Source organism: Micromonospora sp. NPDC005203, assembly GCF_042872705.1.
Classification (GTDB): domain Bacteria; phylum Actinomycetota; class Actinomycetes; order Mycobacteriales; family Micromonosporaceae; genus Micromonospora.
In genome coordinates this window covers 227,275-253,106 of the sequence record NZ_JBIAKV010000001.1, presented here as the reverse complement: position 1 = coordinate 253,106, position 25,832 = coordinate 227,275, and the positions used below count along the sequence as shown (strand labels likewise).

Annotated in this window: 21 protein-coding genes; 9 read left to right on the top strand and 12 right to left on the bottom strand. The window is 71.2% G+C overall.

Annotated features, from left to right (window positions below; all coding sequences use genetic code 11):
* The first annotated feature begins 74 nt into the window (after positions 1-74).
* Positions 75-2,522: an immune inhibitor A domain-containing protein gene (locus ACFYPM_RS01225; RefSeq protein ID WP_387191408.1), complete on the top strand. Its 2,448-nt coding sequence runs from the start codon at positions 75-77 to the stop codon at positions 2,520-2,522.
* A 180-nt stretch (positions 2,523-2,702) separates the two neighbouring features.
* Entirely contained in the window at positions 2,703-3,635 is a 933-nt protein-coding gene (locus ACFYPM_RS01220) for an alpha/beta fold hydrolase (protein WP_387189921.1), read from the top strand.
* A 4-nt stretch (positions 3,636-3,639) separates the two neighbouring features.
* Here ACFYPM_RS01220 and ACFYPM_RS01215 read toward each other — a convergent pair whose 3' ends face one another.
* Both ACFYPM_RS01215 and ACFYPM_RS01210 read right to left on the bottom strand, forming a co-directional pair.
* Positions 3,640-4,005 carry a hypothetical protein gene (locus tag ACFYPM_RS01215; RefSeq protein ID WP_387189919.1) on the bottom strand — a complete coding sequence of 122 codons (366 nt, stop codon included), beginning with the start codon at positions 4,003-4,005 and terminating at the stop codon, positions 3,640-3,642.
* A complete protein-coding gene (locus tag ACFYPM_RS01210; protein WP_387189917.1) occupies positions 4,002-6,959 on the bottom strand; it encodes an SseB family protein in 2,958 nt (985 codons plus the stop codon). Before ACFYPM_RS01210 ends, ACFYPM_RS01215 begins: the two co-directional genes overlap by 4 nt.
* A 152-nt stretch (positions 6,960-7,111) precedes the next feature.
* Between ACFYPM_RS01210 and mycP the strand changes: the two genes are divergently transcribed.
* The gene (gene mycP / locus ACFYPM_RS01205) at positions 7,112-8,335 is read left to right on the top strand and encodes a type VII secretion-associated serine protease mycosin (RefSeq protein ID WP_387189914.1); all 1,224 of its coding nucleotides are present in this window, start codon (positions 7,112-7,114) and stop codon (positions 8,333-8,335) included.
* Between the two features lie 85 nt (positions 8,336-8,420).
* Here mycP and ACFYPM_RS01200 read toward each other — a convergent pair whose 3' ends face one another.
* Entirely contained in the window at positions 8,421-8,714 is a 294-nt protein-coding gene (locus ACFYPM_RS01200) for a WXG100 family type VII secretion target (protein ID WP_387189912.1), read from the bottom strand.
* A 23-nt stretch (positions 8,715-8,737) separates the two neighbouring features.
* Positions 8,738-9,058 (bottom strand): WXG100 family type VII secretion target, encoded by a 321-nt coding sequence (locus ACFYPM_RS01195; protein ID WP_357251555.1) that lies wholly within the window; start codon positions 9,056-9,058, stop codon positions 8,738-8,740.
* A gap of 291 nt (positions 9,059-9,349) precedes the next feature.
* Here ACFYPM_RS01195 and eccE point away from each other — a divergent pair, with 291 nt between their 5' ends.
* The 4 genes from eccE to rarD all read left to right on the top strand — a co-directional run bounded on the left by eccE (position 9,350) and on the right by rarD (position 13,248).
* Complete coding sequence (eccE, locus tag ACFYPM_RS01190) at positions 9,350-11,269, top strand: type VII secretion protein EccE (RefSeq protein ID WP_387189909.1); 1,920 nt, start codon at positions 9,350-9,352, stop codon at positions 11,267-11,269.
* Positions 11,270-11,330: 61 nt separating this feature from the next.
* The gene (locus tag ACFYPM_RS01185; RefSeq protein WP_357251549.1) at positions 11,331-11,717 is read left to right on the top strand and encodes a phage holin family protein; all 387 of its coding nucleotides are present in this window, start codon (positions 11,331-11,333) and stop codon (positions 11,715-11,717) included.
* A gap of 116 nt (positions 11,718-11,833) precedes the next feature.
* A complete protein-coding gene (locus tag ACFYPM_RS01180; protein ID WP_387189906.1) occupies positions 11,834-12,331 on the top strand; it encodes a GNAT family N-acetyltransferase in 498 nt (165 codons plus the stop codon).
* Positions 12,328-13,248, top strand: a complete 921-nt coding sequence (gene rarD, locus ACFYPM_RS01175; protein WP_387189903.1) for an EamA family transporter RarD — start codon at positions 12,328-12,330, stop codon at positions 13,246-13,248. Before ACFYPM_RS01180 ends, rarD begins: the two co-directional genes overlap by 4 nt.
* Before the next feature lie 25 nt (positions 13,249-13,273).
* Here the strand turns inward: rarD and ACFYPM_RS01170 are convergent, their stop codons facing one another.
* Both ACFYPM_RS01170 and ACFYPM_RS01165 read right to left on the bottom strand, forming a co-directional pair.
* Positions 13,274-13,993 carry an anti-sigma factor family protein gene (locus tag ACFYPM_RS01170; protein ID WP_387189900.1) on the bottom strand — a complete coding sequence of 240 codons (720 nt, stop codon included), beginning with the start codon at positions 13,991-13,993 and terminating at the stop codon, positions 13,274-13,276.
* Complete coding sequence (locus ACFYPM_RS01165) at positions 13,990-14,484, bottom strand: sigma-70 family RNA polymerase sigma factor (protein WP_387191406.1); 495 nt, start codon at positions 14,482-14,484, stop codon at positions 13,990-13,992. Before ACFYPM_RS01165 ends, ACFYPM_RS01170 begins: the two co-directional genes overlap by 4 nt.
* A 248-nt stretch (positions 14,485-14,732) precedes the next feature.
* Between ACFYPM_RS01165 and ACFYPM_RS01160 the strand changes: the two genes are divergently transcribed.
* The gene (locus ACFYPM_RS01160) at positions 14,733-16,847 is read left to right on the top strand and encodes a PhoX family protein (protein ID WP_387189897.1); all 2,115 of its coding nucleotides are present in this window, start codon (positions 14,733-14,735) and stop codon (positions 16,845-16,847) included.
* A gap of 114 nt (positions 16,848-16,961) precedes the next feature.
* Here the strand turns inward: ACFYPM_RS01160 and ACFYPM_RS01155 are convergent, their stop codons facing one another.
* Positions 16,962-17,744, bottom strand: a complete 783-nt coding sequence (locus tag ACFYPM_RS01155; RefSeq protein ID WP_387189895.1) for an IclR family transcriptional regulator — start codon at positions 17,742-17,744, stop codon at positions 16,962-16,964.
* Positions 17,745-17,898: 154 nt separating this feature from the next.
* On the opposite strand from ACFYPM_RS01155, the gene ACFYPM_RS01150 reads away from it, so the two are divergent.
* The gene (locus ACFYPM_RS01150) at positions 17,899-19,113 is read left to right on the top strand and encodes an MFS transporter (protein ID WP_387189893.1); all 1,215 of its coding nucleotides are present in this window, start codon (positions 17,899-17,901) and stop codon (positions 19,111-19,113) included.
* Between the two features lie 81 nt (positions 19,114-19,194).
* Here the strand turns inward: ACFYPM_RS01150 and ACFYPM_RS01145 are convergent, their stop codons facing one another.
* From ACFYPM_RS01145 to nuoK, 5 genes are all read right to left on the bottom strand, one after another.
* Entirely contained in the window at positions 19,195-20,280 is a 1,086-nt protein-coding gene (locus tag ACFYPM_RS01145; RefSeq protein ID WP_387189890.1) for a polyprenyl synthetase family protein, read from the bottom strand.
* 90 nt (positions 20,281-20,370) lie between these two features.
* Positions 20,371-21,924, bottom strand: a complete 1,554-nt coding sequence (nuoN, locus tag ACFYPM_RS01140) for an NADH-quinone oxidoreductase subunit NuoN (RefSeq protein WP_387189887.1) — start codon at positions 21,922-21,924, stop codon at positions 20,371-20,373.
* A gap of 55 nt (positions 21,925-21,979) precedes the next feature.
* Positions 21,980-23,512 (bottom strand): NADH-quinone oxidoreductase subunit M, encoded by a 1,533-nt coding sequence (locus tag ACFYPM_RS01135; RefSeq protein ID WP_387189885.1) that lies wholly within the window; start codon positions 23,510-23,512, stop codon positions 21,980-21,982.
* 64 nt (positions 23,513-23,576) lie between these two features.
* Positions 23,577-25,502 (bottom strand): NADH-quinone oxidoreductase subunit L, encoded by a 1,926-nt coding sequence (gene nuoL, locus ACFYPM_RS01130; RefSeq protein ID WP_387189882.1) that lies wholly within the window; start codon positions 25,500-25,502, stop codon positions 23,577-23,579.
* Positions 25,503-25,514: 12 nt separating this feature from the next.
* The gene (gene nuoK, locus ACFYPM_RS01125; RefSeq protein ID WP_357251518.1) at positions 25,515-25,832 is read right to left on the bottom strand and encodes an NADH-quinone oxidoreductase subunit NuoK; all 318 of its coding nucleotides are present in this window, start codon (positions 25,830-25,832) and stop codon (positions 25,515-25,517) included.

The window sequence follows — 25,832 nt, the reverse complement described above, 5'->3', positions numbered from 1 at the left end:
TCGATCTCCCACCGGCCCGTACCCCCGTGGGGCCGGTTCCCTCACACCGGAGGTACCACGTGCGCAAAGTCGCAGTGGGTCTGCTCGGGCTCTCACTGACGGCGACGGGCCTGTTCTACGGTCCGTCCGCCTCGGCGGCGCCGCAGCCCAAACTGCCGGCAGCACCGGCCGCTGCGGAGCCGCAGGCGCTGAAGGACGAACTCCCCGACAAGCTCGAGGACAAGCGCCGCGCGCTGCGTCAGCAGGGTCTCAGCGACGTGCTGAGCGGTCGTAGCAAGCCGATCGAGCGCAACGGCAGCACTGTCGTCAAGGTCGGCGAGATCGGCAAGGCGGCCACCAATGGCAACGCCCGCTCCGCCGCCGGCGCTCAGGCCACCCAGGATCAGTACGTCGAGCTTGAGCGTGAGCGGACCGACAAGATCTTCGTGATCCTTGCCGAGTTCGGTGACGAGCGGCACCCGTCCTACCCGGACAAGGACATGAACCCGGACATCGCCGGGCCGGCGACCTTCGCGGGGCCGCTGCACAACAAGATCCCCGAGCCCAACCGGGCCCTGGACAACTCCACCATCTGGCAGCCGGACTTCAGCCCGGAGCACTTCCGCCAGATCTACTTCGGCACCAACCCGGGCGACGAGTCGCTCAAGCAGTACTACGAGGCGCAGTCCTCGGGTCGCTACACCGTCGAGGGTGAGGTGACCGACTGGGTCAAGGTCCGGTACAACGAGGCCCGCTACGGGCGCTCCGACGACCCGATCCCGGACCCGCTGCCCGGCCAGCCGATCGACCCGCGCGACGACCGGGCCGTCTGCGCCGACAACGTCTGCTCGAACACCTGGAACCTGATCGCCGACGCCGCCAACCAGTGGGTCGTCGACCAGAAGGCCAAGGGCCGGACGGACGCGCAGATCGCCGCCGACATGAAGTCGTTCGACCAGTGGGACCGATTCGACTTCGACCACGACGGCAACTTCAACGAGTCGGACGGCTACATCGACCACTTCCAGATCGTCCACTCCGGCGGCGACCAGGCCGACGGTGACCCGCAGCAGGGTGAGGACGCGATCTGGAGTCACCGCTGGTCGGCGTTCAACAGCTCGCCCGTCGGCCCGGCCAACAACCGGATCGGCGGCACCCAGATCGGCACCACCGGCGTCTGGATCCGCGACTACACGATCCAGCCGGAAAACGGCGGCCGCAGCGTCTTCTACCACGAGTACGGCCACGACCTGGGCCTGCCGGACGACTACGGACCCGCGGACAACAACAACGAGCACTGGACCCTGATGGCCCAGAGCCGGCTCGGCGCCAAGAACGACGTCGGCATCGGCGACCGGGGCGGCGACCTCGGCGCGTGGAACAAGCTCCAGCTCGGCTGGCTCGACTACAAGGTGTTCGTGGCGGGCCAGGACAAGAAGGTGGAGCTCGGTCCACAGGAGTACAACTCGGAGAAGGCACAGGCCGCCGTGGTGGTGCTGCCCAAGCGGGAGTACACCTTCAACTACGGAGCACCGGCCGAAGGCGCCAAGCAGTACTTCTCCGGTAACGAGGACGACCTCGACAGCTCGATGACGAGGACGTTCGACCTCACCGGCAAGTCCTCCGCGGCACTGTCGCTCAAGGGCAAGTACAGCATCGAATCCAACTACGACTACCTCTACTTCGAGGCGTCGACCGATGGCGGCCAGAACTGGATCGACCTGAACGGCACGGTCAACGGTCAGCCGATCGGCGTCGACGGCGCCGGCCGTCCGGCCCTCTCCGGCAGCAGCAACGGCGCCTGGGCCGACATCAACATCCCGCTGACCGCGGTCGCCGGCAAGGCAGCGCAGGTTCGCCTGCACTACGTCACCGACGGTGGTGTCTCCGAGGGTGGTTTCTTCGGTGATGCGATCACCGTGACCGCCGACGGTCAGACCGTGTTCAGCGACGGCGCCGAGACCGACGCCGGCTGGGCCCTGGAGGACTTCCAGGTGGTCGGTGCGACCTACACCCGGCTGTTCGACAACTACTACATCGCCGGCAACCGGTCGTACGTCTCGTACGACAAGTACCTGAAGACCGGCCCGTACTTCTTCGGCTACGCGAACACCCGCCCGGACTGGGTGGACCACTACGCGTACCAGGAGGGCCTGCTCATCTCGTACTGGAACACCCGGTTCTCCGACAACAACACCGCGCCGGTGTCCGAGGCCAACCCGGGTGGTCACCCCGGTGAGGGTCGCAACCTGTACATCGACGCGCACCCGGAGCCGATCTACAACCTGACCGGCGCTCCGTGGCGGGCCCGGATCCAGGTCTACGACGCGCCGTTCAGCCTCAAGAAGGCCGACTCGTTCACCCTGCGCCTCAACAGCCAGCCGCAGTACATCCGCGGTGAGGCTGCGCAGCCCCTGTTCGACGACACCAAGAAGTACTTCTACGAGGAGCTGCCGAACCACGGCGTCAAGCTCCCCGCGACCGGTGTCAAGATCAAGGTTCTGGAGCAGGACGGCACCTCGATGAAGATCCGGATCTTCTGACCGACGATCCCGCACCACCCAGCGGCGCCCGGGCAGGTTGACTGCCCGGGCGCCGCCCTTTGTCCAGCCGGCCCGTCTCGCTGCGCGCGACGGCGGACCGGTAGGGGACAACCCGGGCTTCTCCCTGTTCAACGCGACCGCCGGGGCCGCCTGCGGCTACCGGGTCCTAGGCTGTCTGCCATGACCGACCAGCGCGGCGGAGTCGTCGACGAGTCCTGTGTCCTCACCGAGGGGCCGTGGACGCACCGTTTCGTCGGCGCAAACGGCACCCGGTTCCACGTGGTCGAGGCCGGCACCGGGCCGATGGTGCTCTTCCTGCACGGCTTCCCGGAGCACTGGTGGGCGTGGCACCAGATGCTGCCGGCGGTCGCCGACGCCGGCTTCCGGGCGGTCGCCGTCGACCTGCGTGGCTACGGCGCCAGCGACAAACCACCCCGGGGGTACGACGGCTACACCCTCGCGGCCGACATCGCCGGCTTGATCCGTGCGCTCGGTGAACGGTCGGCGACGATCGTCGGCAGCGGTGTCGGCGGCATGGTGGGCTGGACGGTGGCCTCCTTCCACCCGTCTCTGGTTCGCCGCCTCGTGGTGTTGGGGGCACCACATCCGTTGCGACTGCGTGCCGGCATCTTCGCCGACCCACGCGGGCAGTTCGCCGCGTCCACCCCCGCGTTGAAGTTCCAGCTACCCCGCTACGAGCACGTACTGACCCGGGACGGCGCGGCGGCCGTCGCGGAGATCCTGCGCCGCTGGGGTGGGCCACGTTGGGTTGCCGGACCGGACTTCGAGGCGTACGCCGAGCGGTGCCGGGAGGCGATGTGCATCCCGCAGGCCGCGTTCTGCGCGCTCGAGGGTTACCGCTGGGCGTTCCGCTCGCTGCTGCGGCTGCACGGCTACCGGTTCGTCCGCCTCATGCAGAAGCCGCTGGCCACCCCGACCCTGCAACTGCACGGCGCGCTGGACAGCGCCTCCCTGCCGCGTACCGCCCTGGGCTCCGGTCGCTATGTCGTCGCCCCCTACGAGTGGCGGCTGCTCGACGGGGTAGGGCACTTTCCGCACCTCGAGGCACCGGAGCTGGTGCTCGGCGAAATCCTGCGCTGGGCCAAGAGCTGACCGCTCAGACCCGCTGCTCCCGGAGGTTGGTGACCTCGGAGGCCGGCGCCCAACCCTGGTAGACGCCGAAGTCGAAGACCTCCAGCCGCATCGCCTCGGCCACCGGCCAGCGGCCACCCGTGTATTCCACCCGCAACCAGGCGTCGTGCTCACCGAGCACGATGAACGGCTGCCCCTGCCAGGTGCAGGTGGTCCGCACGTACGCCAGGTCCTCGATCTCGCTCGTCGGCAGCACCCGGACGTAGCGGCCGGCGCGGACCTCCTCGAAGCCCTCGCCCGGCTCTCGCTGGTAGAGGCGGATGTTGTCGCCATCCGGGCTGGCCTGGTATTCCTGGCCCTGCCAGCGGGCCACGTAACCGTCGCGCATCACGCCTCACCGACCCGTCGCCAGACCACCGTGTCGGTGTCCAACTCGGCGATCACCCGCTCGGTGCCGTCCGCGCCGACCCGCCAGAGCTGGGCGCCGTGCGGAAGGCGGGCGCTGTCCACCTTGAACTCCGCCACCACGTCGCTGCTCTCCCCCGGGGCGAAGCCGTTGCCCCGGAAGGGGGGACGCTCGATGACCCACCCCTCCATGGCCCGCATCGCCGGCTCGCTCTGACCGCCGTAGGGGATCCGGTAGAGGCTCGGCCGGTGCGCCGGCCAGCGCAGCACGTAGATCTCGTCGGCGTCCCGGGCGAACGGCGAACCGGGGTAGCTGAGGCCGAGCGCGTCGTGCACCTGCGCGGGCGTGGTCAGGTGGGCCAGCTCACCGGCCCGGTGCACGAAGCCGGAGACCCGGTCATACCCGCGATCCAGGTAGTAGGCGAGTTGGCTGGGTGCGACCGCCTTCTGCATGACCGTCGGTCGGGTCGGGTCGACCGCCGTTGGCGCGTACCGGGGGCGGGCGGTGGGCTCCGCCACGGCCGGCGGTTCCTCCGGGTCCACCTCCAGGTCGTCACCGAGCCCCACCTCGGCGGCCCAGTTGGCCAACGCGACGATCTGCTCACCGGGCAGCTTGGCACCGACCGGGGTGCCCGGGTTGACGGCGAACGACCAGTCCTCGTCGGGCCAGCGCCGGATCAGTTGGGCGAACTTCACGCGGACGGTGACCACGTCGCCCTCGACGTGATCGGCGAGGCGCTCCGGTGACGTGTAGACCACCACGTACGTCTCGCCGTCGAGCTGCGCCGTCCGCCAGACGAAGCCCGAATCACCGGGACGGCTGCCCGGCAGCGAATCCGGGGCGGCCGGTAGCAGCACCCGGGCCAGCAGCAGGGTGGACAGGAACGTGTCGGTGCTGCCGGCACCTGCGGCACCGAGGAGGTCCTCCTCGACGGTGTTGGCCGGCTCGAACTCGACCGGGGCCGGCTCGTCGACGGGCGGCGGCTGCCCGGCGCCGTGCACGGTCACGCTCTCGCCGCCGACCCGATCCGCGCCGGTCACGCCGACCGACGAGCCGTCGACGTCGGTGCGATCGCCACTGACCGGGACGCCGCGGTCGTCGGTGGGCCCGCCGCCCGTGCCGACGCCGCCGAGGTCATCCGGGGTGTGTCCCCCGTCCGGCGGGCCGCTGGAGGGCTGCGCCGACGGACTCGGACCGGGGTTGAACGACGCGGGACCGGACGGGCTGGGGCGCAAGGACGACGGCCGGAACAGGTCCGGACCGGACGGCGCCGGCTCGTACGGCGGCGGGGCGGGGCGGGACGGCCGGGCCGCGTCGAACAGACCGCCTGTCTCGACCGGCTCGGTGAGGTCGCGGGACTCGATGACGGTGCCCTCGATGACGATGGGCGTGAAGCCGCGGCGCGGCGCGGGCGGGCTGGAGACCGGTTCCGCGACGGACGCCGACAACTCCTCCACCGGCCCGAATCGGCTCGGCCGGTCGTGCGGGAGCGCCTGGGTCTCGTCCGCCGACGGGCTGGGCCGCTCCGGCACCCGGCTCAGTGGCTGCTCACCTGTCATCCGGAAGGCGCGGGTCGGCTCCTCGGCCAGCGGGGCGGGTCGGCGCGGTGGCAGGGGCTGGGTGATCTCCTCGCCGGGCGCGGGTGGGCGTACCCCTCGGAACGCACCGAGGTCGCCGGTCGGCGGTCGCACCGGCCTGGTGGCGTCCGGGTCCGTCATCGGGAAGGCCCGGGTAGCGGCCTCCTCGGCCGGTGCGTCGGCCGGACGGCGGCGTGGGAACGGTTGGCTGCCCCGCCCGAAGCGGGTCGGCGGAGCCGCCCGGTCAGCGGGGCGCCCACCGCCCAGCGGCGGTTCGGACGCCCGTTCCCGGGCCGTGGTGGGTTCGAAGAAGGAGCGCCGAGCGGCCTGGGTGCCGCCGTTGCCGTTGGCCGCTGCCCGGCCGTCGGCGTCGCTGGGCCGGTTCGCAGCCGGCCAGCCCACGCCCGGCCCGGGGGCGTCGGCCGGACCGGCACCGGGACGGTCGGCGGGCGCCAACGGCGTGAACCGGGATGGCCGTCCGCTGCGGGGCAGTGCGCCGATGCCCGGCGCTCCGGGTTGGGGCGGGTCGCTCGGGTGCCGCTGACCGGCGGCGGGCAGGTCCGCCTCGTAGGGTCGGCGCGGCGGCTCGACGGGGCCGGGCGTCCGCGACGCCGGGCCGGGCACCGGCGGGGCGCCGGCCGCCCGGGACACCGAACCCCACGCGGCCCTCCGAGGCGGCACCGGAGCAGGCGGAACCGGAGCCGGCGGAACCGGAGCCGGCGGAACCGGAGCCGGCGGAACCGCGGCAGGGGGAACCGGAGCAGCCGGAACCGGAGCAGCCGGAACCGGAGCAGCCGGAACCGGAGCAGGCGGCACCGGAGCAGGCGGCACCGGGGTGGGGCCGGACGGTGTCGCACCCGTCGTGGGAGGCGATCCAGCAGCCGGCGCGGCCTCCCGACCGGGGGTGCCGGTGCGGGTACGGGCCAGGGTCTCGGCCCGCTCCAACCGAGCGCGGGCACCCATGGCACGGCCGGGCAGGCGCACGTCGCCCCGGGAGAGCTGAGACACGAACCACGCCGGCAGGTAGCCCTCGACCGGCAGACCCGGGTTGACGGCGAGCCACCACTCCTGGTTGGGCCAGCCGACCGCGAGGTCGGCGAAGGGAACTCGTCGGTTGGTGCCGGGGTGCTCACCGAGGCAGACCCGCAGCGCGGCGGCGGATGTGAAGGCCAGCACGTGCGTCCGGCCACCGGTGGTCCAGGTGCCCCACCCGGGTGGTGCCTGGCCGGGCTGCGCCGGCGCGGAGACCGGCAGCAACAGGTCGGTGCGGGACAGGAGTCGGAAGTAGAGCTCCTGGTCGTTGGCGCTCAGCGCGTCGCGCATCGCCACCTCGGCCTCCGTGGCCGGCTCCCATGCGGTCACGGCCACCTCCCCTTCCGAGAACAGGCCACAGGTATCGCGTACAACCTACAAGGTGGTACCAAGATCACAATGGCTGGCCGTCGGCGGTCCGCCGGGGCACGGGCGAGCCGATAACATCCCGTTCCGGAGCCGACACGATACGGAGGCTGTCGATGTCCCGATCGATCACGCGCCCGGTCCTCGCAGGTCTGGCCGTCAGCGTGCTGACCGTAGCGGTCCTCCCGACCGTCGCCGCCACCGCCAGGCTCCGGACGGCACCGGCGTGCGCGACCCCACTCGCCCCCGTCCAGCCGGTCACGGCCACGCCGTGGCCACAGCAGCGGTACGACCCGACCCGGCTCGCGCCGCTGGCCACCGGCGCCGGGGTGACCGTCGCGGTGGTCGACTCGGGGGTGGACCGGGTGCACCCCCAGCTGGCCGGGCGCGTGCTGGCCGGCACCGATCTGCTCGACCCCGGCGGTGACGGCAGTCGGGACTGCGCCGGGCACGGCACCGGTGTGGCGAGCATCATCGCGGCCGTGCCCCAGCCCGGAATCGCCTTCCGCGGCCTGGCACCGGATGCCCGGATCATGCCGGTGCGGGTGAGTGAGCAGCAGGTGGTACAGGGGCGCGAGTCGGGGCGCACGGTCAGCGCCGACGAGTTCGCCCAGGCCATCCGGTGGGCCGTCGACCACGACGCCGACGTGGTGAACCTGTCGGTCGTGTTGTACGCGGACGACCCGGAAGTCCGTTCGGCCGTGCGGTACGCCGTCGACCGGAACGTGGTCCTGGTGGCCGCCGCCGGCAACCTGCACGACGGCGGGGATCCCCGACCGTTTCCCGCCGGCTACGACGGGGTGCTCGGCGTGGGAGCGATCGGCGCGGACGGTGGACGGGCGGCCTTCTCGCAGACCGGTTCGTACGTCGACCTGGTCGCGCCGGGCGGCGACGTGCTGACCGCCGCCCCCGGGTCGGGCCATCATCAGGTCGAGGGCACCAGCTATGCCGCGCCGTTCGTGGCCGCCACCGCCGCGTTGCTGCGCGAGTACCGGCCCGAGTTGACCGCCGCCCAGGTCGCCGAACGGATCATCGCCACCGCCGATCCGGCTCCCGACGCGGGCCACGGCGGTGGGTACGGCGCCGGCGTGCTGAACCCGTACCGGGCGGTCACCGAGACCAGTGGCAGTCGCGCTGCCGATCCTCGACCGGTCGCCGTGCTCGCCGACGACCGGGCCGACCCGGCACTGCTGGCCCGCCAGGCCCGCCGGGCGAGCGCGCAGAAGCGCGCCCTGCTGGTCGCCGCCGTGGTCGGCACGGTGGTGGCCAGCGTGGCGCTGCTCGCTCTGGTGGTGCCCCGCGGTGCCCGGCGACGCTGGCGGCCGGCCGACCCGGCCTGACTCCGACAGCCGACCGCCCGGACCGACGACCTCCGGCGGGCGGGTGGCTGACCGGGACACGGTCAGCGCTCCCGACCCACCGCGTTCACTGGAACAGCCCGGTGTTCTTCTTCTCGGTGTCCAGGTAGTCGGTGGCCGAGTCGTGCACCGCCACCTTGATGTCCCGCAACATCGCCTGGAGATCCTGCGAGGCGGACCGACACCGTGCCTGCCGCTGCTCGTAGGCCTGACGGGCCTCACCCGTCCAACTCGCCACCAGCGGGGCAGCGTCTCGTTCGAGTTGACCGAGCTGCGAGTCGAGCGTGTTCAGCGCCTTTTGAATGTCCGCGCCGGCCTGCTGGAGCGCGGCGAAGTTGACGACCAGCACACCATGGTCCATCGGATTTCCCCTCCCGAGCGGGATCAGAGCGGCAGCTGGATGCCGCCGCGATTGGTGCCGGCAACCCGGCTGGCCACCTCGTCGTCGGAGACGTCGTACTGCCGGCCGGCGGTGCGGATCGCCCCGGCGGTCTCCCGCAGCGCCCGGTGCAGCGCCACCTGGTCCTGGGACCACTGCTGTTTGACCTGCTCGAACGACCGGCCGCCAGCACCACGCCAGGCCTGCTGCAACACCTGCAGCTCGGCCAGCAGGCCGGTCAGCATGGACTGCAACGACTGGTCGATCTGCTCGAACTTCGCGGCGGTCTGCTGCATCACCGCGGCTTCTGCCTGGGTCTGGGACACCCGGACGTCACCTCGTCTCCCTGATCGCACCTTGGCCGTCGACGCGCCCGCCCTGTGAACGCGTCGTTCGCTTGGCCCGGTCGTCGAGCACTGAGACGCGGGTCAGCGATGACTTCGTGGCTGACGGTAGCGGCCTCGTTGCGGTTCTGCTACCCCTGCCCTCTCCCCTGTGGACAACCACATGAGCCATCGGTCGCTTACGATGTGCCGCAGCCACGTCGCGGCGAGTGACGGGCCGTCGGAGGGCGGGCCGGTCGCCGGGACTCCGGTCCCACTGGTCGAGGAGGCACGGTGCCGGCGATCACCACCGGAGGGTCGCACCCGGCGACCCCGGTCGGGTCCGGGCCGAGCGCCAGCCCGCGAGCGATCGGGCCGAGTGAGCCCGCCAGCGCCGAGGTCAGCCTGCACCCCACCGGTCCGCACACTGCCCGCCGCCGGTCACCCCTGGACCGCTGGGCCTGGTCCGGGCGGCGGGCCGGCGCCGGGGTACGGGCCGGTCAACTGGTCACCGCGCAGGTCGCGGCAGCGCTCGTCCTCACCGCCGTGGGCCGGCCCGCGCCGGTCGTCGTCACTGCCGCACTGGTGGCCGCGCTGCTGCTGGCGGTCGCCGGGGTCCGGCTCCGGGGTCGGTGGCTCTTCGAGTGGCTGGGCACCGCGGTCGGGCACCTGACCCGCCGCCGGGCGCTCGCCGGGCCGACCGGAGCGGCCGAACTACTCGACCTGGTCGCTCCCGGCACCGTCGTCCGCTCGACGGAGCTGACCGGCGGTCCGGCTGCCGTCCTGGTGGACACCGCGGGCCTGGTGGCGCTACTGGAGCTCGGCGACGCCGGTGATCTGCTCGGCGACGTGTCCCGGGCGATCCCCGCGCCGGCCGCGTTGCTGCCCCCGGCCGGTCCGGACGTTCCTCCGCTGCGGGTCCAACTGCTGCTCGCCGGGTCACCCGCGCCGACGCCGGCCGTGGGTGGCACGGCCGGCACGTCGTACCGGCAGCTCACCGACGGGCGGCTCGCCGGGCGGGAGCGGGCGGTGGTGGCGATCCGGGTGCCGCGGGTGGACGGGTGGTCGGAGGACGACCTGCGCGGGGTGCTCGCCGGCACGGTACGTCGCGTCGTCCGCCGGCTCGGACCGCTGACCGCGCGGCCACTCGGCGTACCCGCGGCCCTGCGCGTCCTGGCCGAGCTGGCCCACCACGACGGCCAGCCGGTACGGGAGTCCTGGCCGGCCCTGCGCACCGGCGCCCTGGTGCAGGCCACCTTCCGAATGGTCCGGTGGCCGGAGTCGGGCGCTCCGGGTGGGCCGCGGCTGGTGCCCCGGATGCTCGCGCTGCCGGCGACCGCGACGACCGTGTCGATCACCGCGGGCCCGTCGCCGGGCACCGGTGCCGGCCCGGCGCCGACCGAGCTGACCGTACGGCTGACCGCCACGACGGCGACCGAACTGACCGCCGCCACCGAGGCGCTGCACCGGCTGGTGACCGACCTGGGCGGGGAGCTGCGACGCCTCGACGGTGCACACCTGCCCGGGTTGGCCGCCACGCTGCCGCTGGCGCTGACCACACCCGGAGCGTCGCCACGCATCGCGATGGACGACTGGGAGCTGACCCTGGGCGACGCGGGCTTGATGCTCGGCACGAATCGGCATGGCAGGGCCGTCACCGTGCGACTCTTCCGGCCGGAGAGCACCCGCGTACTGCTGGTCGGCGGGGTGCGCGCGGCCCAGTTGGTGACCCTGCGCGCACTGGCACTCGGTGCGCTGGTGGTGGTGCAGACCGCACGGCCACGCACCTGGGAGCCGTTCGTCCGGGGGGTGGGCGCACCGGGCGGGACGATCCCGCTGCTCCCGCCCGGTCGACGGGTCGCCGACGGGGTGGGCACCGCCCTGCGTCCGTTGCTGCTGGTCGTCGACGCCGGGCCGGTTCCGGCCGAGGCCGAGCCGGATCCGCCGTGGCGGGCCACGCTTGTCGTACGGGACGAGTTGACCCCCGCCGACTTCGACGCGTTGAGCCGGGCCGACCTCGCGTTGCTGCAACCGCTTGACGACAGCGAGGCGGCGCTGGCCGGCGCCGCCCTGGGGCTGGGCGGCTCGGCCGAGTGGCTGACCCGGATCCGGGACGACATGGTCGCCGTGGTCAACCGGCGGGCGCTGCGCTGGGCGTTGCTCTCCCCCACGCCGATCGAGGCACAACTGATCGGTCGGCCGGGCCGCGGCTGACCCACCGGCATGGTCAACTGGCGGGTTACGCCGGTGCGAGGTCCGTGGCACGATCCCCGCCATGGGTTTTCTGAAAGGTCTGCTGATTCGGCTGGCCAGCACAGCGCTGGCATTCTGGCTGGCCACACTCCTCATTCCCGGCATCTCGCTGGAGTCGGACTCCGCCGTCGAGACGGTCACCGCGCTGCTCCTGGTGGCGGTGATCTTCGGCGTGGTCAACGCGGTCCTCCAGCCGGTCATCAAGACCGTCGGCTGTGGCTTCTACCTGTTGACCCTGGGTCTCATCGCGCTTGTGGTGAACGGGCTGCTGTTCCTGCTCACCAGTTGGATCGCCGACCAGGCCGGGCTGCCGTTCACGGTGGACGGATTCTGGCCGGCCGCGGTGCTCGGTGCCCTGTTCGTGAGCATCGTGACCTGGATCCTCGGCGCGGTCCTCGACCGGGACTGACCGTCCACGGGCCGGCATCGGCCCGGCCCACCGAGGGCTGTGACCACGGCCGGCCAATGACCAGGATCTGGGAATTGGCCGGTCTGGCCGCCCACCCCGGCGGCTAGCGTCGGAGCGTGTTCTCGTTGACTCGCACCGACGGTTACCTGCTCAGCACCGACCCCGCCCGACTCGATCTGGCCCTCGTGCATCTCTGGTTGTCCACCGACGCGTACTGGGCGCTCGGGCGGGACCGGGAGACCACGGCACGGGCGTTCGCCGGCTCGCTGCCGATCGGCGTCTACCGACCCGAGGACGGCCGGCAGGTGGCGGTGGCCCGGGTGGTCACCGACGGCGCCACCTTCGCGTGGCTCTGCGACGTGTACGTCGACCGCGCCGCCCGGGGCCGCGGGTTGGGCGGCTGGCTGGCCGGCGCGATCCGCGACCACCTGGACGACCTCGGCGTACGCCGGATCCTGCTGACCACGTACGACGCGCACGAGGTGTACGCGCGGGCGGGCTTCACGCCGTTGGACGTGCCGGAGCGGTGGATGCAGCTCGACCGGCGTACCCCGGTGACCCCAGTCACCAGAAAGGAGCAAAACGACAGTACGCCCCTTACGGTAGAGGGGTGACGCCACTCCGCCTGGGATACCTCTACGGCTTCGGCGCGTACCTGCTCTGGGGCTTCTTTCCGTTGTATCTCAGGCTGTTGCGGCCTGCCGGACCGCTGGAGGTGCTGGCCCACCGGATCGTCTGGTCGGTGGTCTTCGTGGCCCTGCTGCTGGCGGCGCTGCGCAACATCGGCTTCCTGCGGGCGCTGGCACGACGGCCCTGGGCGATGGCCGGGATCGTCGTCGCCGCCATGCTGATCGCCGTCAACTGGGGCACCTACATCTACGGGGTCAACTCCAACCGGGTGGTCGAGACGGCGCTCGGCTACTTCATCAATCCGCTGGTCGTGGTGCTGCTCGGGGTGACCGTGCTGCGAGAGCGACTACGCCCGGCGCAGTGGCTGGCGCTGGGAATCGGCGCGTCGGCGGTCGTGGTGCTCACCGTGGACTACGGCCGGGTGCCCTGGTTGGCGTTGACGCTGGCGTTCAGTTTCGCCGGCTACGGCCTGGCCAAGAAGCGGCTCGGGCTGCCGCCGGCGGAGGGTCTCTTCGTCGAGTCGGCGGTGCTGGCACTGCCGGCGTTGGGCTACCTGGCCTGGCTCACCAGCCGCGGGCAGTCCACTTTCGGCCACGTCTCGGCCGGGCACACCGCGCTGCTGGTGCTCGCCGGCGCGGCCACGGCGATCCCGCTGCTCCTGTTCGCCGGGGCGACCAACCGGCTGCCCCTGAGCGGCCTCGGCATGATCCAGTATCTGGCGCCGATCCTTCAGCTCGGCTGCGGCGTGCTGATCTTCCATGAGCCGATGCCGCCAGCCCGCCTCGCCGGGTTCGCGCTGGTGTGGCTGGCCCTGATCGTCTTCACCGCCGACGCCGTCCGAAGCTCCCGCCGGTCCCACCGCACCCGTGCCGCAGCCGAAACCCCCGTCCCGGCCCTCTGACCCACCCATCGAGGGCCTGGGCTGGTCAGGGGACCGCGTACGTCAGCAGGGGTGTGCCGTCGGATCGTTGGAGTTCCACGCTGACCAGCTCGGCGTCGGTGAAGCGGGTGAGGCCGGAGAAGCTGAGATCGTCGCCGGGGGCAGCGAGCCAGGAGCCGATCTGCTCGCTGCTGCCGTTCGGACCATGCGCCACCAGCCGGAACGGGTACGCCTTGCCGTAGCTCGTCCGCGCGGCGTACCCGCAGTGCATGGTCACCCGGGTGCCCCACTTGGTGCCGATCAGCCCGATGTCGGCGTGCACCGGTCCGGTGCTGGCCACCGGACGCATGGCGACCATCGACACCTGCGGTGCCGGTGTGCTGCCCTGGGTGACCGGCGGGCCGGGCGTGCTGGCGGGCCGGGGCAGCACCACGGCAGTGCCCACACCGACGAGCACGGCCAGCCCGGCGGCGGCCAGGGTGGTCAGCGCGTACCGTCGCCGGTCCGTGGCGCGTTCCCGACGCCGACGACGCCGGGCCTCCTCCAGCAGCGCGGGCACCCGGGGTGGGGCCGGTGGCGGCAGGATCTGCTCCAACCCCACCGGGTCGAGCCGGCCGAGCAACCCGGGCAGGACGGCGATCTCGGCGACCGCCTCCCGGCAGGACGCGCAGCCGCCAAGGTGCCGCTCGTAGGCCGCCCGCTCGGCGGGGGCCAGGGCACCCAGCACGTACGCGCCGTCGTCGTGCGCGAACTCGCACCGGGTCATCCCGTCACTCCCATCTCAGCCAGGACCAACCGTAGGGACCGCAGCGCGTAGTGGGTGCGGGACTTCACGGTCCCCGGTGGCACGCCCAGGCGGGACGCCGCCTCGGCCACCGACCGTCCCTGGTAGAAGCACTCGACGAGCACTTCCCGGTGGGTCGGGCTGAGCCGGTTGAGCGCCTCGGCGACGGTCCACGCCTCCACCGCCCGCTCGGCCTCGTCGATCACCTCGGACGGTTCGGGAAGGTCGTCGGTGAAGACCTCCCCGACCCGGGTGGAACGCCGCCGCCAGGCGTCGATGGCCAGGTTCCGGGCGGTGGTGAAGAGCCAGGACCGCACCGAACCGCGCCGAGGGTCGAGTGACTCCGGATGTCGCCAGGCCCGCAGCAGCGTCTCCTGCACCAGGTCCTCGGCTCGCTGCCGGTCGCCGTTGACCAGCCGCAGGGCGTGCGCGTACAGCGCCTCCGCGTGCTCGTCGTGCAGCGCGCGCAGCAGTTGGGCGTCGTGGTCGCTGATGGCGGTCTCCCTCGCTTCCGGCGCGCGTCCGGCGTTGCGTTCGCTCGGGAATACGTGCGGTCACGCCGATCGGTTCAGCCCGAGGTCAGACCGGTTACGTGCGGTAGCCGCCCGCACAGGTGTTCACGGCCGGTTCACATCGTGGCCGACGGGTGCTCACCACGTCCTGGAAGCGTCCGCCTGGTACGCCGCCTGCCGTGCCACCAACTTCTCTGGAGGCTTCCCCCATGAGCGACCGCCCCCGGCTGCTCCCCCTGTTGACCGGCACCCGCCATGGCACCCGTGACGCCATGACCTGTCTGTACCGCTGCGGAAACGCCTGTGACCACCCGGTACCGAACACCTCCGACAACGCGTACTTCGGAGACGTGGTGAACGCGGAGGTCTCGCGGCGCGGCGTGGTCCGGGCCGGCGCGGTCGGCGCGCTGGTCCTCGGCTTCGGCGGCGCGGCTGCCGGTGCGGCCCCGGCTCTGGCTGCCCCCGCCACCCCGGACGTCCCGGAGTCCTTCGGTTTCGGCCGGCCCAGCACCGGGGTCGGCACCGGCGCGCTGACCTTCAAGCCGATCCCACCGAACAAGCTGGACACCCTGGTCGTCCCGAACGGCTACGACCACGCCGTGGTGATCAGGTGGGGTGACCCGGTGCTGCCGGGTGCGCCCGAGTTCGACCTGCACCACCAGACCGCGGCGGCGCAGTCCAAGCAGTTCGGTTACAACAACGACTTCGTGGGCGTGCTGCCGCTGGACAAGCAGGGCCGGCGGGCGCTGCTCGTGGTCAACCACGAGTACACCAACGAGGACCTGATGTTCCCGGGCTTCCCCGGTCTGGACGGGCTCTCCGTCGAGCAGCTCCGCACCGCCATGGCCGCGCACGGTATGTCGGTGGTGGAGTTGGAGCGGGTCGCGGGCACCGGGCAGTGGAAGCCTGTCGACGCCGGCCGCCGGCCGTACAACCGGCGGGTCACCGCGCTGGCCACCAGGTTCGACCTGACCGGCCCGGCCGCCGGTTCGGCCTGGCTGAGGACCGCCGCCGACCCCAAGGGTCGTACGGTCGTCGGCACGCTCAACAACTGCGCCGGTGGCGTGACCCCGTGGGGCACGGTCCTCTCCGGTGAGGAGAACTTCAACCAGTACTTCGTGGGCGCCGACGCCGCGCCGGCCGAGCTGAAGCCGAAGCTGGACCGCTACGGCATCGGCACCGCGAGCCGCTACCCCAGCGGCAGCCGCAAGTGGGAGCGCGCCGACGAGCGCTTCGACCTGGCCAAGCACCCCAACGAGGCGCACCGGTTCGGCTGGATCGTGGAGATCGACCCGTTCGACCCGGAGAGCCGCCCCCGCAAGCACACCGCGATGGGCCGGTTCAAGCACGAGGGCGCGAACGTGATCGTCGCGAAGGACGGCCACGTGGTCGCGTACATGGGCGACGACGAGCGGTTCGACTACCTCTACAAGTTCGTCTCGGACCAGAAGTTCCTCAAGGGCAACTCCTGGGCCGCCCGTAAGCACAACCTGACCCTGCTGGAGTCCGGCACGCTCTACGTGGCGAAGCTCGACCAGACCAGCGCCGCCGAGATCGACGGCTCGGGCCAGCTCCCCACCGACGGCGCGTTCAACGGCCGGGGGCGCTGGATCAAGCTGGTCAGCGGCAACCGGTCGTTCGTCGACGGGATGACCGCCGCGGACGTGCTCACCTTCACCCGACTGGCCGGCGACAAGGTCGGCGCGACCAAGATGGACCGCCCCGAGGACGTGGAGCCGAGTCAGCTCACCGGCAAGGTGTACGTGGCGCTCACCAACAACACCGATCGCGGCAAGGCCGGCAAGGCCGCGGCGGACGAGGCCAACCCGCGCAACGCCAACAAGCACGGGCAGATCCTGGAGCTGGTCGAGGACCGCAACGACAACACCGCGGAGACGTTCGCCTGGTCGCTGCCGATCGTCTGCGGCGACCCGACCGACCCGTCGACCTTCTTCGCCGGATACGACAAGACCAGGGTCTCCCCGATCTCCTGCCCGGACAACGTCGCCTTCGACGCCACCGGCAATCTGTGGATTTCCACCGACGGCAACGCGCTGGGCAGCAACGACGGCCTCTTCGCCACCGCCGTCGAGGGTCCGGAGCGGGGTCACCTCAAGCAGTTCCTGACCGTGCCGCTCGGCGCGGAGACCTGCGGCCCGTTCATCACCGGCGACAACCGCTCGGTCTTCGTCGCCGTGCAGCACCCGGGTGAGATCACCGGCGCCTCGGTGGAGAACCCGGCCTCGAACTGGCCCGACGGCGACTACGCCAAGCCGGGCGTGGTGGTCACCTGGCGTCTCGACGGCGGCCCGGTGGGCAGCTGACGGTGCCGCCACGGCCGGTGGATCGCTGAACGTCACTCACGGCGGGTCCGACGCTGGACCGCCACGAGAGGCCCTCTCCCAGCCCGGGAGAGGGCCTCTCGCCGTCACTGGGGGTCAGGTGTCGCCGGCGATGCCGTCGGCGACGCTGCGGGCGACGGTGAGCAGTTTGGCGCGGACCACCCGGGCGGAGGTCATCATCTCGCTGGCCGGCAGCGCGCAGGCCAGCACGACCCGGCGTTCCATGTCCTTGTCCGGCGCGACGAGCACCGCCGCACACGCCACCCCCTGGCGGAACTGCCCCATCTCCAGTTGCATGCCGCGCCGGTCGCCGGCGGCCAGGTCGGCCTCGATCGCCTCCGTGGTGGTCAGCGTGGAACTGGTGAACGGGCGCATGCCGTACTCGCGCAGATAGCGGTAGCGCTGATCGACGGTCAGGGTCGCGAGCAGAGACTTGCCGAGAGCCGTCGCGTGCGCCCCCTCGTCGAAGCCGGGGACCAGATCCTCCAGGTAGGGCGAGCGGTGCCCCTCGGCAACCGCCGTGAGGGCCACCTGTCCGCCGACGAAGCGACCCAGGAAGTGGCTGTAGCCGGTGTCCAGAGCGGCTCGCCGCAGCGTCTCACCGACCACCGGTGGGCCGCGGAACGCCGTCACCAACTCCCGGTAGCGGTCGGCCACCTCCAACCCCACGATGTACGTGCCGTCCTCGCGACGAATCACATAGCCCTCGTAGGCGAGCGTGCGGACCAGGTGGTAGGTGGTGGCCACCGTGAGCTCACACCGCCGGGCGATCTGCTTGACGGTCAGGCCTTTCGGGGCACGACCTACCGACTCCAACACCCGCAGCGCGCGGGACACGCTGCGAATCAGATCCGAAGGTTCTGCCAAGGGGTCGCGCACAACCACCTCCGCCGCCGGGGACTTACACCATATGAAAAACAGGCCCACTGCGAAATGCCTGTTCGGGTGGAGGATGCCAGATCATCACCAACAGCGTGTACCCCGGTGGTCACCAAGAGTTGCTTGAGTAGGGTTCACGTAGCTTTGCCGGACGATGACCGACACCGTCTCCACCTCCGACCCGACCATCGCCCGACCCCGCCCGGTCCGGGCCAGTGCCGGCGCAGTCGTCACCACCGTGGCCTGTGTACTGCCCGTCTTCCTGCTCGGTGGTCTCGCCGTGCAGATGGGCGCGGACCTCGGCTTCTCCCCGGCCGGCCTCGGCCTGGCCGTGGCCGTCTACTTCGGGGTCAGCGCGCTGACCTCGGTACCCTCCGGCCGGCTGGTCGAGCGGTACGGGCCGGCCCTGGTGGCCCGCTGCGGCATCGTGCTGGCCGCCGGGTCGATGCTGGCCGTGGCCGCCCTCGCCCGGTCGTACCCGACGCTCGTCGGTCTGCTGGCGCTCAGCGCCGCCGCGAACGCGCTCGGTCAGTTGGCCAGCAACGCGGCGTTGGCCCAGCACGTGCCGGCCCGACGACAAGGGTTGTCGTTCGGCGTCAAACAGGCCGCCATCCCCGCCTCCACCCTGCTGGCCGGGGCGGCGGTGCCCGCCTTCGCGCTCACCGTGGGCTGGCGCTGGGCGTTCGTGGCTGCCGCCGTGGCCGCGCTGACGACGCTGCCCGCCGTACCCCGGCCGTTGCCCGGCCCGGCGCGGCGGGCCGGCGCGGCACGCGCGGGTCGGGCGACGGTGGCGCTCGTGGTGATCGGCGCGGCGGCGACGTTGGCCGCGGCCGCCGCCAACACACTGGGCACCTTCCTGGTGGACTCCGCCGCGGCTCGGGGCCTCTCGCCCGCCATCGCCGGCCTCACCCTGACCCTGGGCGGCACGGTCTGCATGGTGGCCCGGGTGGGTGCCGGCTGGTTTGCGGATCGGCGCGACACCGGTCACGTCGCGCTCATCGCCGCGATGCTCGTCGTCGGCGCGGCCGGGTTGGCCCTGCTCGCGGCGACCGGCTCGGTGCCGCTGGTGGCCGGCGTGGTGCTCGGCTTCGGCCTGGGTTGGGCCTGGCCCGGCCTGATGAACTTCGCGGTGGTCCGGCTACACCCGCAGTCACCGGCCACCGCCACCTCGATCACCCAGACCGGGGTGTATGCGGGCGGCTGTCTCGGCCCGCTGAGCCTCGGCCCACTCGCCGCCCACCTCGGCTACTCCACGATGTGGACGACGGCTGCCGTGGCGATGCTGCTCGCCGCCGCTCTCATGCTCGTCGGCGGTCGCCTGTTGGCCCGCCCCACCCCTGCCCGCCCCGCCCCAGCCGCCCCCCGGTGATCATGACGTTACCGTCGGATCACACCCGGAGTGTCGTGGCAATGACCTCATGATCACCGCCGAGGTGCGGGGGTGCGGGCGTCAGCTGGTGCGGTCGGCGATGTAGTCGCAGAGCGATTCGAGGGCCTGCCGGGACGGACCCTGCGGAAGTGGGTCCAGGCGCGCGCGGGCGTCCTCGGCGTAGCTGCGAACGGTCTCCCGGGCGCGCTTGAGCGCCGGGCTCTCGCGCAGGAGCCCCAACGCCTCCGCGTGCAGCGCGTCGTCGGTCAGCGGGCCGGTCGCCAGGATCTCCCGCAGCCGCACCGAGGACGCGTCGGCGTCGTCCGCTGCGCGCGCGTAGAGCACCGGCAACGTCGGGACGCCCTCGCGCAGGTCCGTGCCGGGCGTCTTGCCCGACTGACCCGACTCGGAGGCGATGTCCAGCAGGTCGTCGGAGAGCTGGAAGGCAACGCCGATCGTCTCGCCGTACCCGGCGAGCGCCTCCACGTGCTCCGCGGGGGCGCCACCGAACATCCCACCGAACCGGGCCGACGTGGCGATGAGCGAGCCGGTCTTCTCGGCGATCACGTGCAGGTAGTGGGTCACCGGATCGTCGTCGACGCGCGGACCGACGGTCTCCGCGATCTGACCGTGCACCAGCCGGGCGAAGGTGCGCGCCTGCAACCGGACCGCCTCCGGGCCCAGATCGGCGGCGATGTCCGCCGCCCGGGCGAAGAGGTAGTCGCCGACCAGGATGGCGACCGAGTTGGTCCAGCGGGAGTTCGCACTCGGCGCACCCCGGCGGACGGCGGCCTCGTCCATCACGTCGTCGTGGTAGAGAGTGGCGAGGTGCGTGAGCTCCATCACCACGGCGGCCGGGACCACCTGTGCGCCATTGGGGTCACCGAACTGGGCGCCGAGGGCCACCAGCAGCGGCCGGAAGCGCTTCCCGCCGGCCTCCAACAGGTGCCGGGCAGCCTCGGTGACGAACGGGTCGGCGCTTGCCACACTGGCCCGCAACTCGACCTCGACCGTGTCCAGCAAACCCAGCACCGACGCCTCGACGCGGGGATCGGCGAGATGAAGGCCGAGCGCGCCGAACTGACTCGTGCTCGCCCGACCCCGCCGACCGCCGGAGCCGGTGGAACCTGAACGCTCGCCCGCCGGATTCACCACGCCATCAACCATGCCACACCCGTTCTACCTGCTCCGGGCCGGGGATACGCACCGGGGGCCGACGCGTGAACACGCGCCAACCCCCGGTGATCGATCCCTCGGTCATCGAACGAATTCGGCAGCTCCGGTCGCCAGATCGAGCAGCGGCGCCGGTGCGACACCCAGCACCAGGGTCGCCAGCACACCGATCATCAATGCGGCGGAGGTCAGCCCACCGGGCACGGTGACGGTCGGGGTGGACTCGCCCGGCTCGGACAGCCACATCATCACCACGACCCGCAGGTACGGGAACGCCAGCACCATGCTGGTCAGCACACCGGCGATCACCAGCCAGGTCTGACCACCCTCCAGCGCCGGCCCGAAGACCGCGAACTTGCTCATGAAGCCGCTGGTCAGCGGGATACCCGCGAAGGCCAGCAGGATGAAGGTGAACAGGGCGGCGAAGAACGGCGAGCGGCGGCCCAGCCCGGCCCACCGGGACAGGTGGGTGGCCTCCCCGTCGGCGTCGCGCACCAGGGTCACCACCGCGAACGCGGCAAGCACCGAGAAGCCGTACGCGACCAGGTAGAACATCGTGCCGGCCAACCCGTCGCGGCTCGGCGCCAACACACCGACCAGCAGGTAGCCGGCGTTGGCGATCGAGGAGTACGCGAGCAGCCGCTTGATGTCGGTCTGGGTGACCGCGAGGACCGCGCCGATCAGCATGGTCAGCACCGCCACCGCACCGAGGATCGGGGTGAAGTCCCAGTTGGCGTCGGCGAACGCTACGTGGAAGACACGCAGCAGGGCACCGAACGCGGCGACCTTGGTGCAGGCCGCCATGAAACCGGTGACCGGCGTCGGGGCGCCCTGGTAGACGTCCGGGGTCCAGACGTGGAACGGTGCCGCCGCGGCCTTGAAGAGCAGGCCGATGGCGAGCAGCGCCATGCCGGCGAAGAGCAGCACCCGGCTGGCCGGCGACTCGCTCACCGCCGCGTTGATGGTGGCGAAGTCGACGCCTGCCACCCGGTTCGGCATACCGGCGGTGAAGCCGTAGATCAGGGCCACCCCGAACAGGAAGAAGGCGGAGGCGTACGCGCCGAGCAGGAAGTACTTCATCGCGGCCTCCTGGCTCAGCAGGCGGCGGCGACGGGCCAGCGCGCAGAGCAGGTAGAGCGGCAGGGAGAAGACCTCCAGCGCGATGAACATGGTCAGCAGGTCGTTCGCCGCCACGAAGATCAGCATGCCGCCGATCGCGAACGTGGTCAGCGGGTAGACCTCGGTGAGGCCGTTGCGCCCCTCGGCCTGCCGCCGGTCGTCGGCCGACTCGGCGGTCACCGCGGCCTGGGCGACGAACGCCCCACCCAGCTCGACCGAGCGGTCACCGATCAGCAGCAGCGCCATCGCGGCCAGCACCAGGATCGCGCCCTGGAGGAACAGCGTCGGACCGTCGATCGCGAGGGCCTGGCCGGCGGTGATGATCCGCTCGTCGGCGTTGAGCACCACCATGGTCAACGCCGCGAGGACCGCCACCAGCGCCACCGTCAACTGCACGACGTGCCGCCAACGCCGGGGCACGAAGGCCTCGACGAGCACGCCGAGCAGGGCCGTGCCCAACATGATCAGGATCGGGGAGAGCGCCGCGTAGTCGATCGACGGCAGTTTGAAATCGGTCACTGTGCCGACCTTTCGTTCGCGACTGCGGGGCTCCGCTGCGCTGCACTCCTCGCGCTCACCGGCGCGCCTCCTGGACGGTGCCGACCGACGGGGCCGGGTCGGTTCTGCCGATGTCGTCCATGGTCGCCTGGACGGCCGGGTTGATCACGTCAGTGACCGGCTTGGGGAAGAAGCCGAGCAGCAGGATCAGGGCGATCAGTGGAGCGACCACGACCTTCTCGCGCAGGTTGAGGTCCCGGCGCATGCCGTCGACCTCGGTGAGCTTCGGGTTGAGAGTGCCCTGGGTGGTGCGCTGCACCATCCACAGCACGTACGCGGCGGCCAGGATGATGCCGAGCGTGGCGATGATCGCGACCGGCTTGTTCACCGTGAAGGTGCCGATCAGCACCAGGAACTCGGAGATGAACGGCGCCGTGCCGGGCAGCGCGAGCGAGGCGAGACCGGCGAAGAAGAGCACCCCGGCGAGCACCGGGACCAACTTGCCGGCACCACCGAAGTCACTGATCAGCGCGGAACCCCGCCGGGAAATCAACATGCCCACCACCAGGAACAGCAGGCCGGTGGCCAGGCCGTGGTTGAGCATGTAGAGCACCGCGCCGGTGCCGGCCTGGGTGGTGAAGGCGAAGATACCCACCCCGATGAAACCGAAGTGCGCGATCGAGGTGTACGACACCAGCCGCTTGAGGTCGTTCTGACCGACCGCCAGCAGCGCGGCGTAGACGATGCCGATCACGCCCAGCGCAAGCGCCCACGGCGCGAACCACTTCGACGCCTCCGGGAACAGCGGCAGGCAGTAGCGCAGGATGCCGAACGTGCCGACCTTGTCCAGCACACCGACGAGCAGGGCCGCGGCACCGGCCGGGGCCGCGCCACCGGCGTCCGGCAACCACGTGTGGAACGGGAAGAACGGCGCCTTGATGGCGAACGCGAGGAAGAAGCCGAGGAACAGCCACCGCCCGGTGCCGGTGCTGATGTCGATCTCCGACAGCTTCTGCCAGTCGAAGGTCTTGCCACCGGCCACCCACAAGCCGATCACGGCGGCCAGCATGAACAGACCGCCGACGAGCGAGTAGAGGAAGAACTTCACCGCCGCGTACTGCCGCTGGTGGCCGCCGTAGCTGCCGATCAGGAAGTACATCGGCACCAGCATGACCTCGAAGAACACGTAGAACAGGAAGACGTCGGCGGCCGCGAAGACACCGATCATCGTGCACTCGAGGACCAGCAGCAACGCGAAGTAGACAGGCACCGACCGCTTCGACGACTCCGCGTCGTGCCAGGAGGCCAGGATCACCAGCGGCACCAGCACCGCGATCAGCATCAGCATCACCAACGCGATGCCGTCGGCGGCGAACGTGAAGCTGACGCCCCAGTCCGGGATCCACGAGTACGACTCGCGGAACTGGAACCGCTGACCGTCGGCCTTGAAGCTGACCCACATCACCACCGAGAGCACCAGCACCAGCAGCGACCAGACGAACGCCACCTGCTTGGCCAGCTCCGGCCGATGGCGCGGCAGGAAGGCCACCACCAGGGCGCCCACCAGTGGCGCCACGGTGAGCACCGAGAGGAACGGGAAGTTGGACATTATGCGGCCTTACCTCCGTCGTCACTGCGTGGTCCGCCGGCGGGGGCGGCCGGGAACAGGTCGATCACGCCAGCCACCCCGCCTGCACCGCCAGGAACGCCGCCATCACCAGCAGCGCACCGGCCAGGATCGAGGTGGCGTACGAGCGGACGAAGCCGGTCTGCATCCGCCGGAGCCGACCCGAGCCACCGCCGACCGCGGCGGCGAGCCCGTTGACCAGCCCGTCGATACCCCGGTTGTCGAGGTAGACGAGCGCCCGGGTGAGGAAGATGCCCGGCTTCTCGAAGACCGCCTCGTTCACCGCGTCCGCGTACAGGTTGCGCCGGGCGGCGGTGACCAGCACCCCGGCCGACTGCGGTGCGGTGGCCGTACCGGCCCGGAACAGGAACCAGGCCAGTCCCGCGCCGAGCACGGTCACCAGCAGCGACAGCGTGGTGATCACGGCGTGCGAGAGGACCGCCTCGTGCTCCGCGTGCTCGCCGCCCAGGCCGGCGGTCGCCGTCAGCCAGTCCGGCACCGACGTGGACAGCAGGAAACCAGCGCCGACCGAACCGGCCGCCAGCAGGATCAGCGGAATGGTCATCAGCTTCGGCGACTCGTGCGGGTGCTCGATGTCGTCGGTCCAGCGCTTCGGGCCGTGGAACGTGAGCACGAACAGCCGGGTCATGTAGAACGCGGTAAGCCCGGCGCCGAGCAGCGCCGCCCCACCGAAGAGCCAGGCGGTCCAGTCCTCCCGCTCGAAGGCGGCCACGATGATCGGCTCCTTGGAGAAGAAGCCGGAGAAGGGGAACATGCCGATGATGGCCAGCCAGCCCATCATGAACGTCAACCAGGTGACCTTCATGTACGTCGACAACCCGCCGAAGCGGCGGATGTCGACCTGATCCTTCATCCCGTGCATGACCGAGCCGGCGCCCAGGAACATGTTGGCCTTGAAGAACCCGTGCGCCAGCAGGTGCACGATGGCCAGCGCGTACGCGCCACCACCCAGGCCGACGCCGAGGAACATGTAGCCGATCTGGCTCACCGTCGACCAGGCGAGCACCCGCTTGATGTCGTCCTTGGCCGCGCCGATGATGCAGCCCATCAGCAGGGTGAGTGCGCCGACGCTGACCACCACGAGCTGGAGCGTCGAGTTGGCGGAGAAAATCGGGTTGGACCGGGCGATCAGGTAGACGCCCGCGGTGACCATGGTGGCGGCGTGGATGAGCGCCGACACCGGAGTGGGGCCCTCCATCGCGTCCGGCAACCACGCCTGGAGCGGGAACTGACCGGACTTACCGGCCGCACCGAGCAGCAGCAGCAGACCGAGGACCAGCACGGTGGCGCCGGTCAGCGCGCCGACACCGTTGAACACCTCGTCGTACTGGGTGGTGCCCAGCGTGGCGAACATGATGAAGATGCCGATGGCCAGGCCGGCGTCGCCGACCCGGTTCATCAGGAACGCCTTCTTGCCGGCGGTGGCCGCGCTCGGCCGCTCGGTCCAGAAGGAGATCAGCAGGTACGACGCCAGACCGACGCCCTCCCAGCCGAAGTACAGCATCACGTAGTTGTTGCCGAGCACCAGCAGCAGCATCGCCGCGACGAACAGGTTGAAGTACGCGAAGAACCGGCGACGGCCCGCGTCGTGTGCCATGTACTCCACCGCGTACAGGTGGATCAGGAAGCCCACCCCGGTGATCAGCAGCACGAAGACCGCGGCCAGCGGGTCGAACAGCAGGCCGAAGTCGACCCGCAGATCACCGACCGCGATGAAGTCCCAGAGGCTCAGCTCGACCGACTTGTTTTCCAGGCCGCGAAGCTGGACGAAGAACGTCAGGCCGAGCACGAACGCGGCACCGATGGCGGTGACGCCCAACCAGTGCCCCCAGCGGTCGGCCCGGCGGCCGAGCAGCAGCAGGATGGCCGCGCTGAGCAGCGGGATCGCCACCAGCAGCCAGACGCCCCCGAGCAGGCCCGTGGCCTGGGCGTATTCCACAGTCTCTTCCACCGGTGGACCCCTCTAGTACTTGAGCAGGTTGGCGTCGTCGACACTCGCCGAGCGTCGCGTCCGGAAGATAGACATGATGATCGCGAGCCCGACCACGACCTCGGCCGCCGCCACCACCATCACGAAGAACGCCATGATCTGACCGTTGAGATCACCGTTGATCCGGCTGAAGGTGACCAGCGTCAGGTTGGCCGCGTTGAGCATCAGCTCCACGCACATGAACAGCACGATCGCGTTGCGCCGGATCAGCACCCCGGAGGCGCCGATGGTGAACAACACCGCGGCGAGGACGAGGTAGTAGGTCGGCTCGACCGAGAAGAACGATCCCAT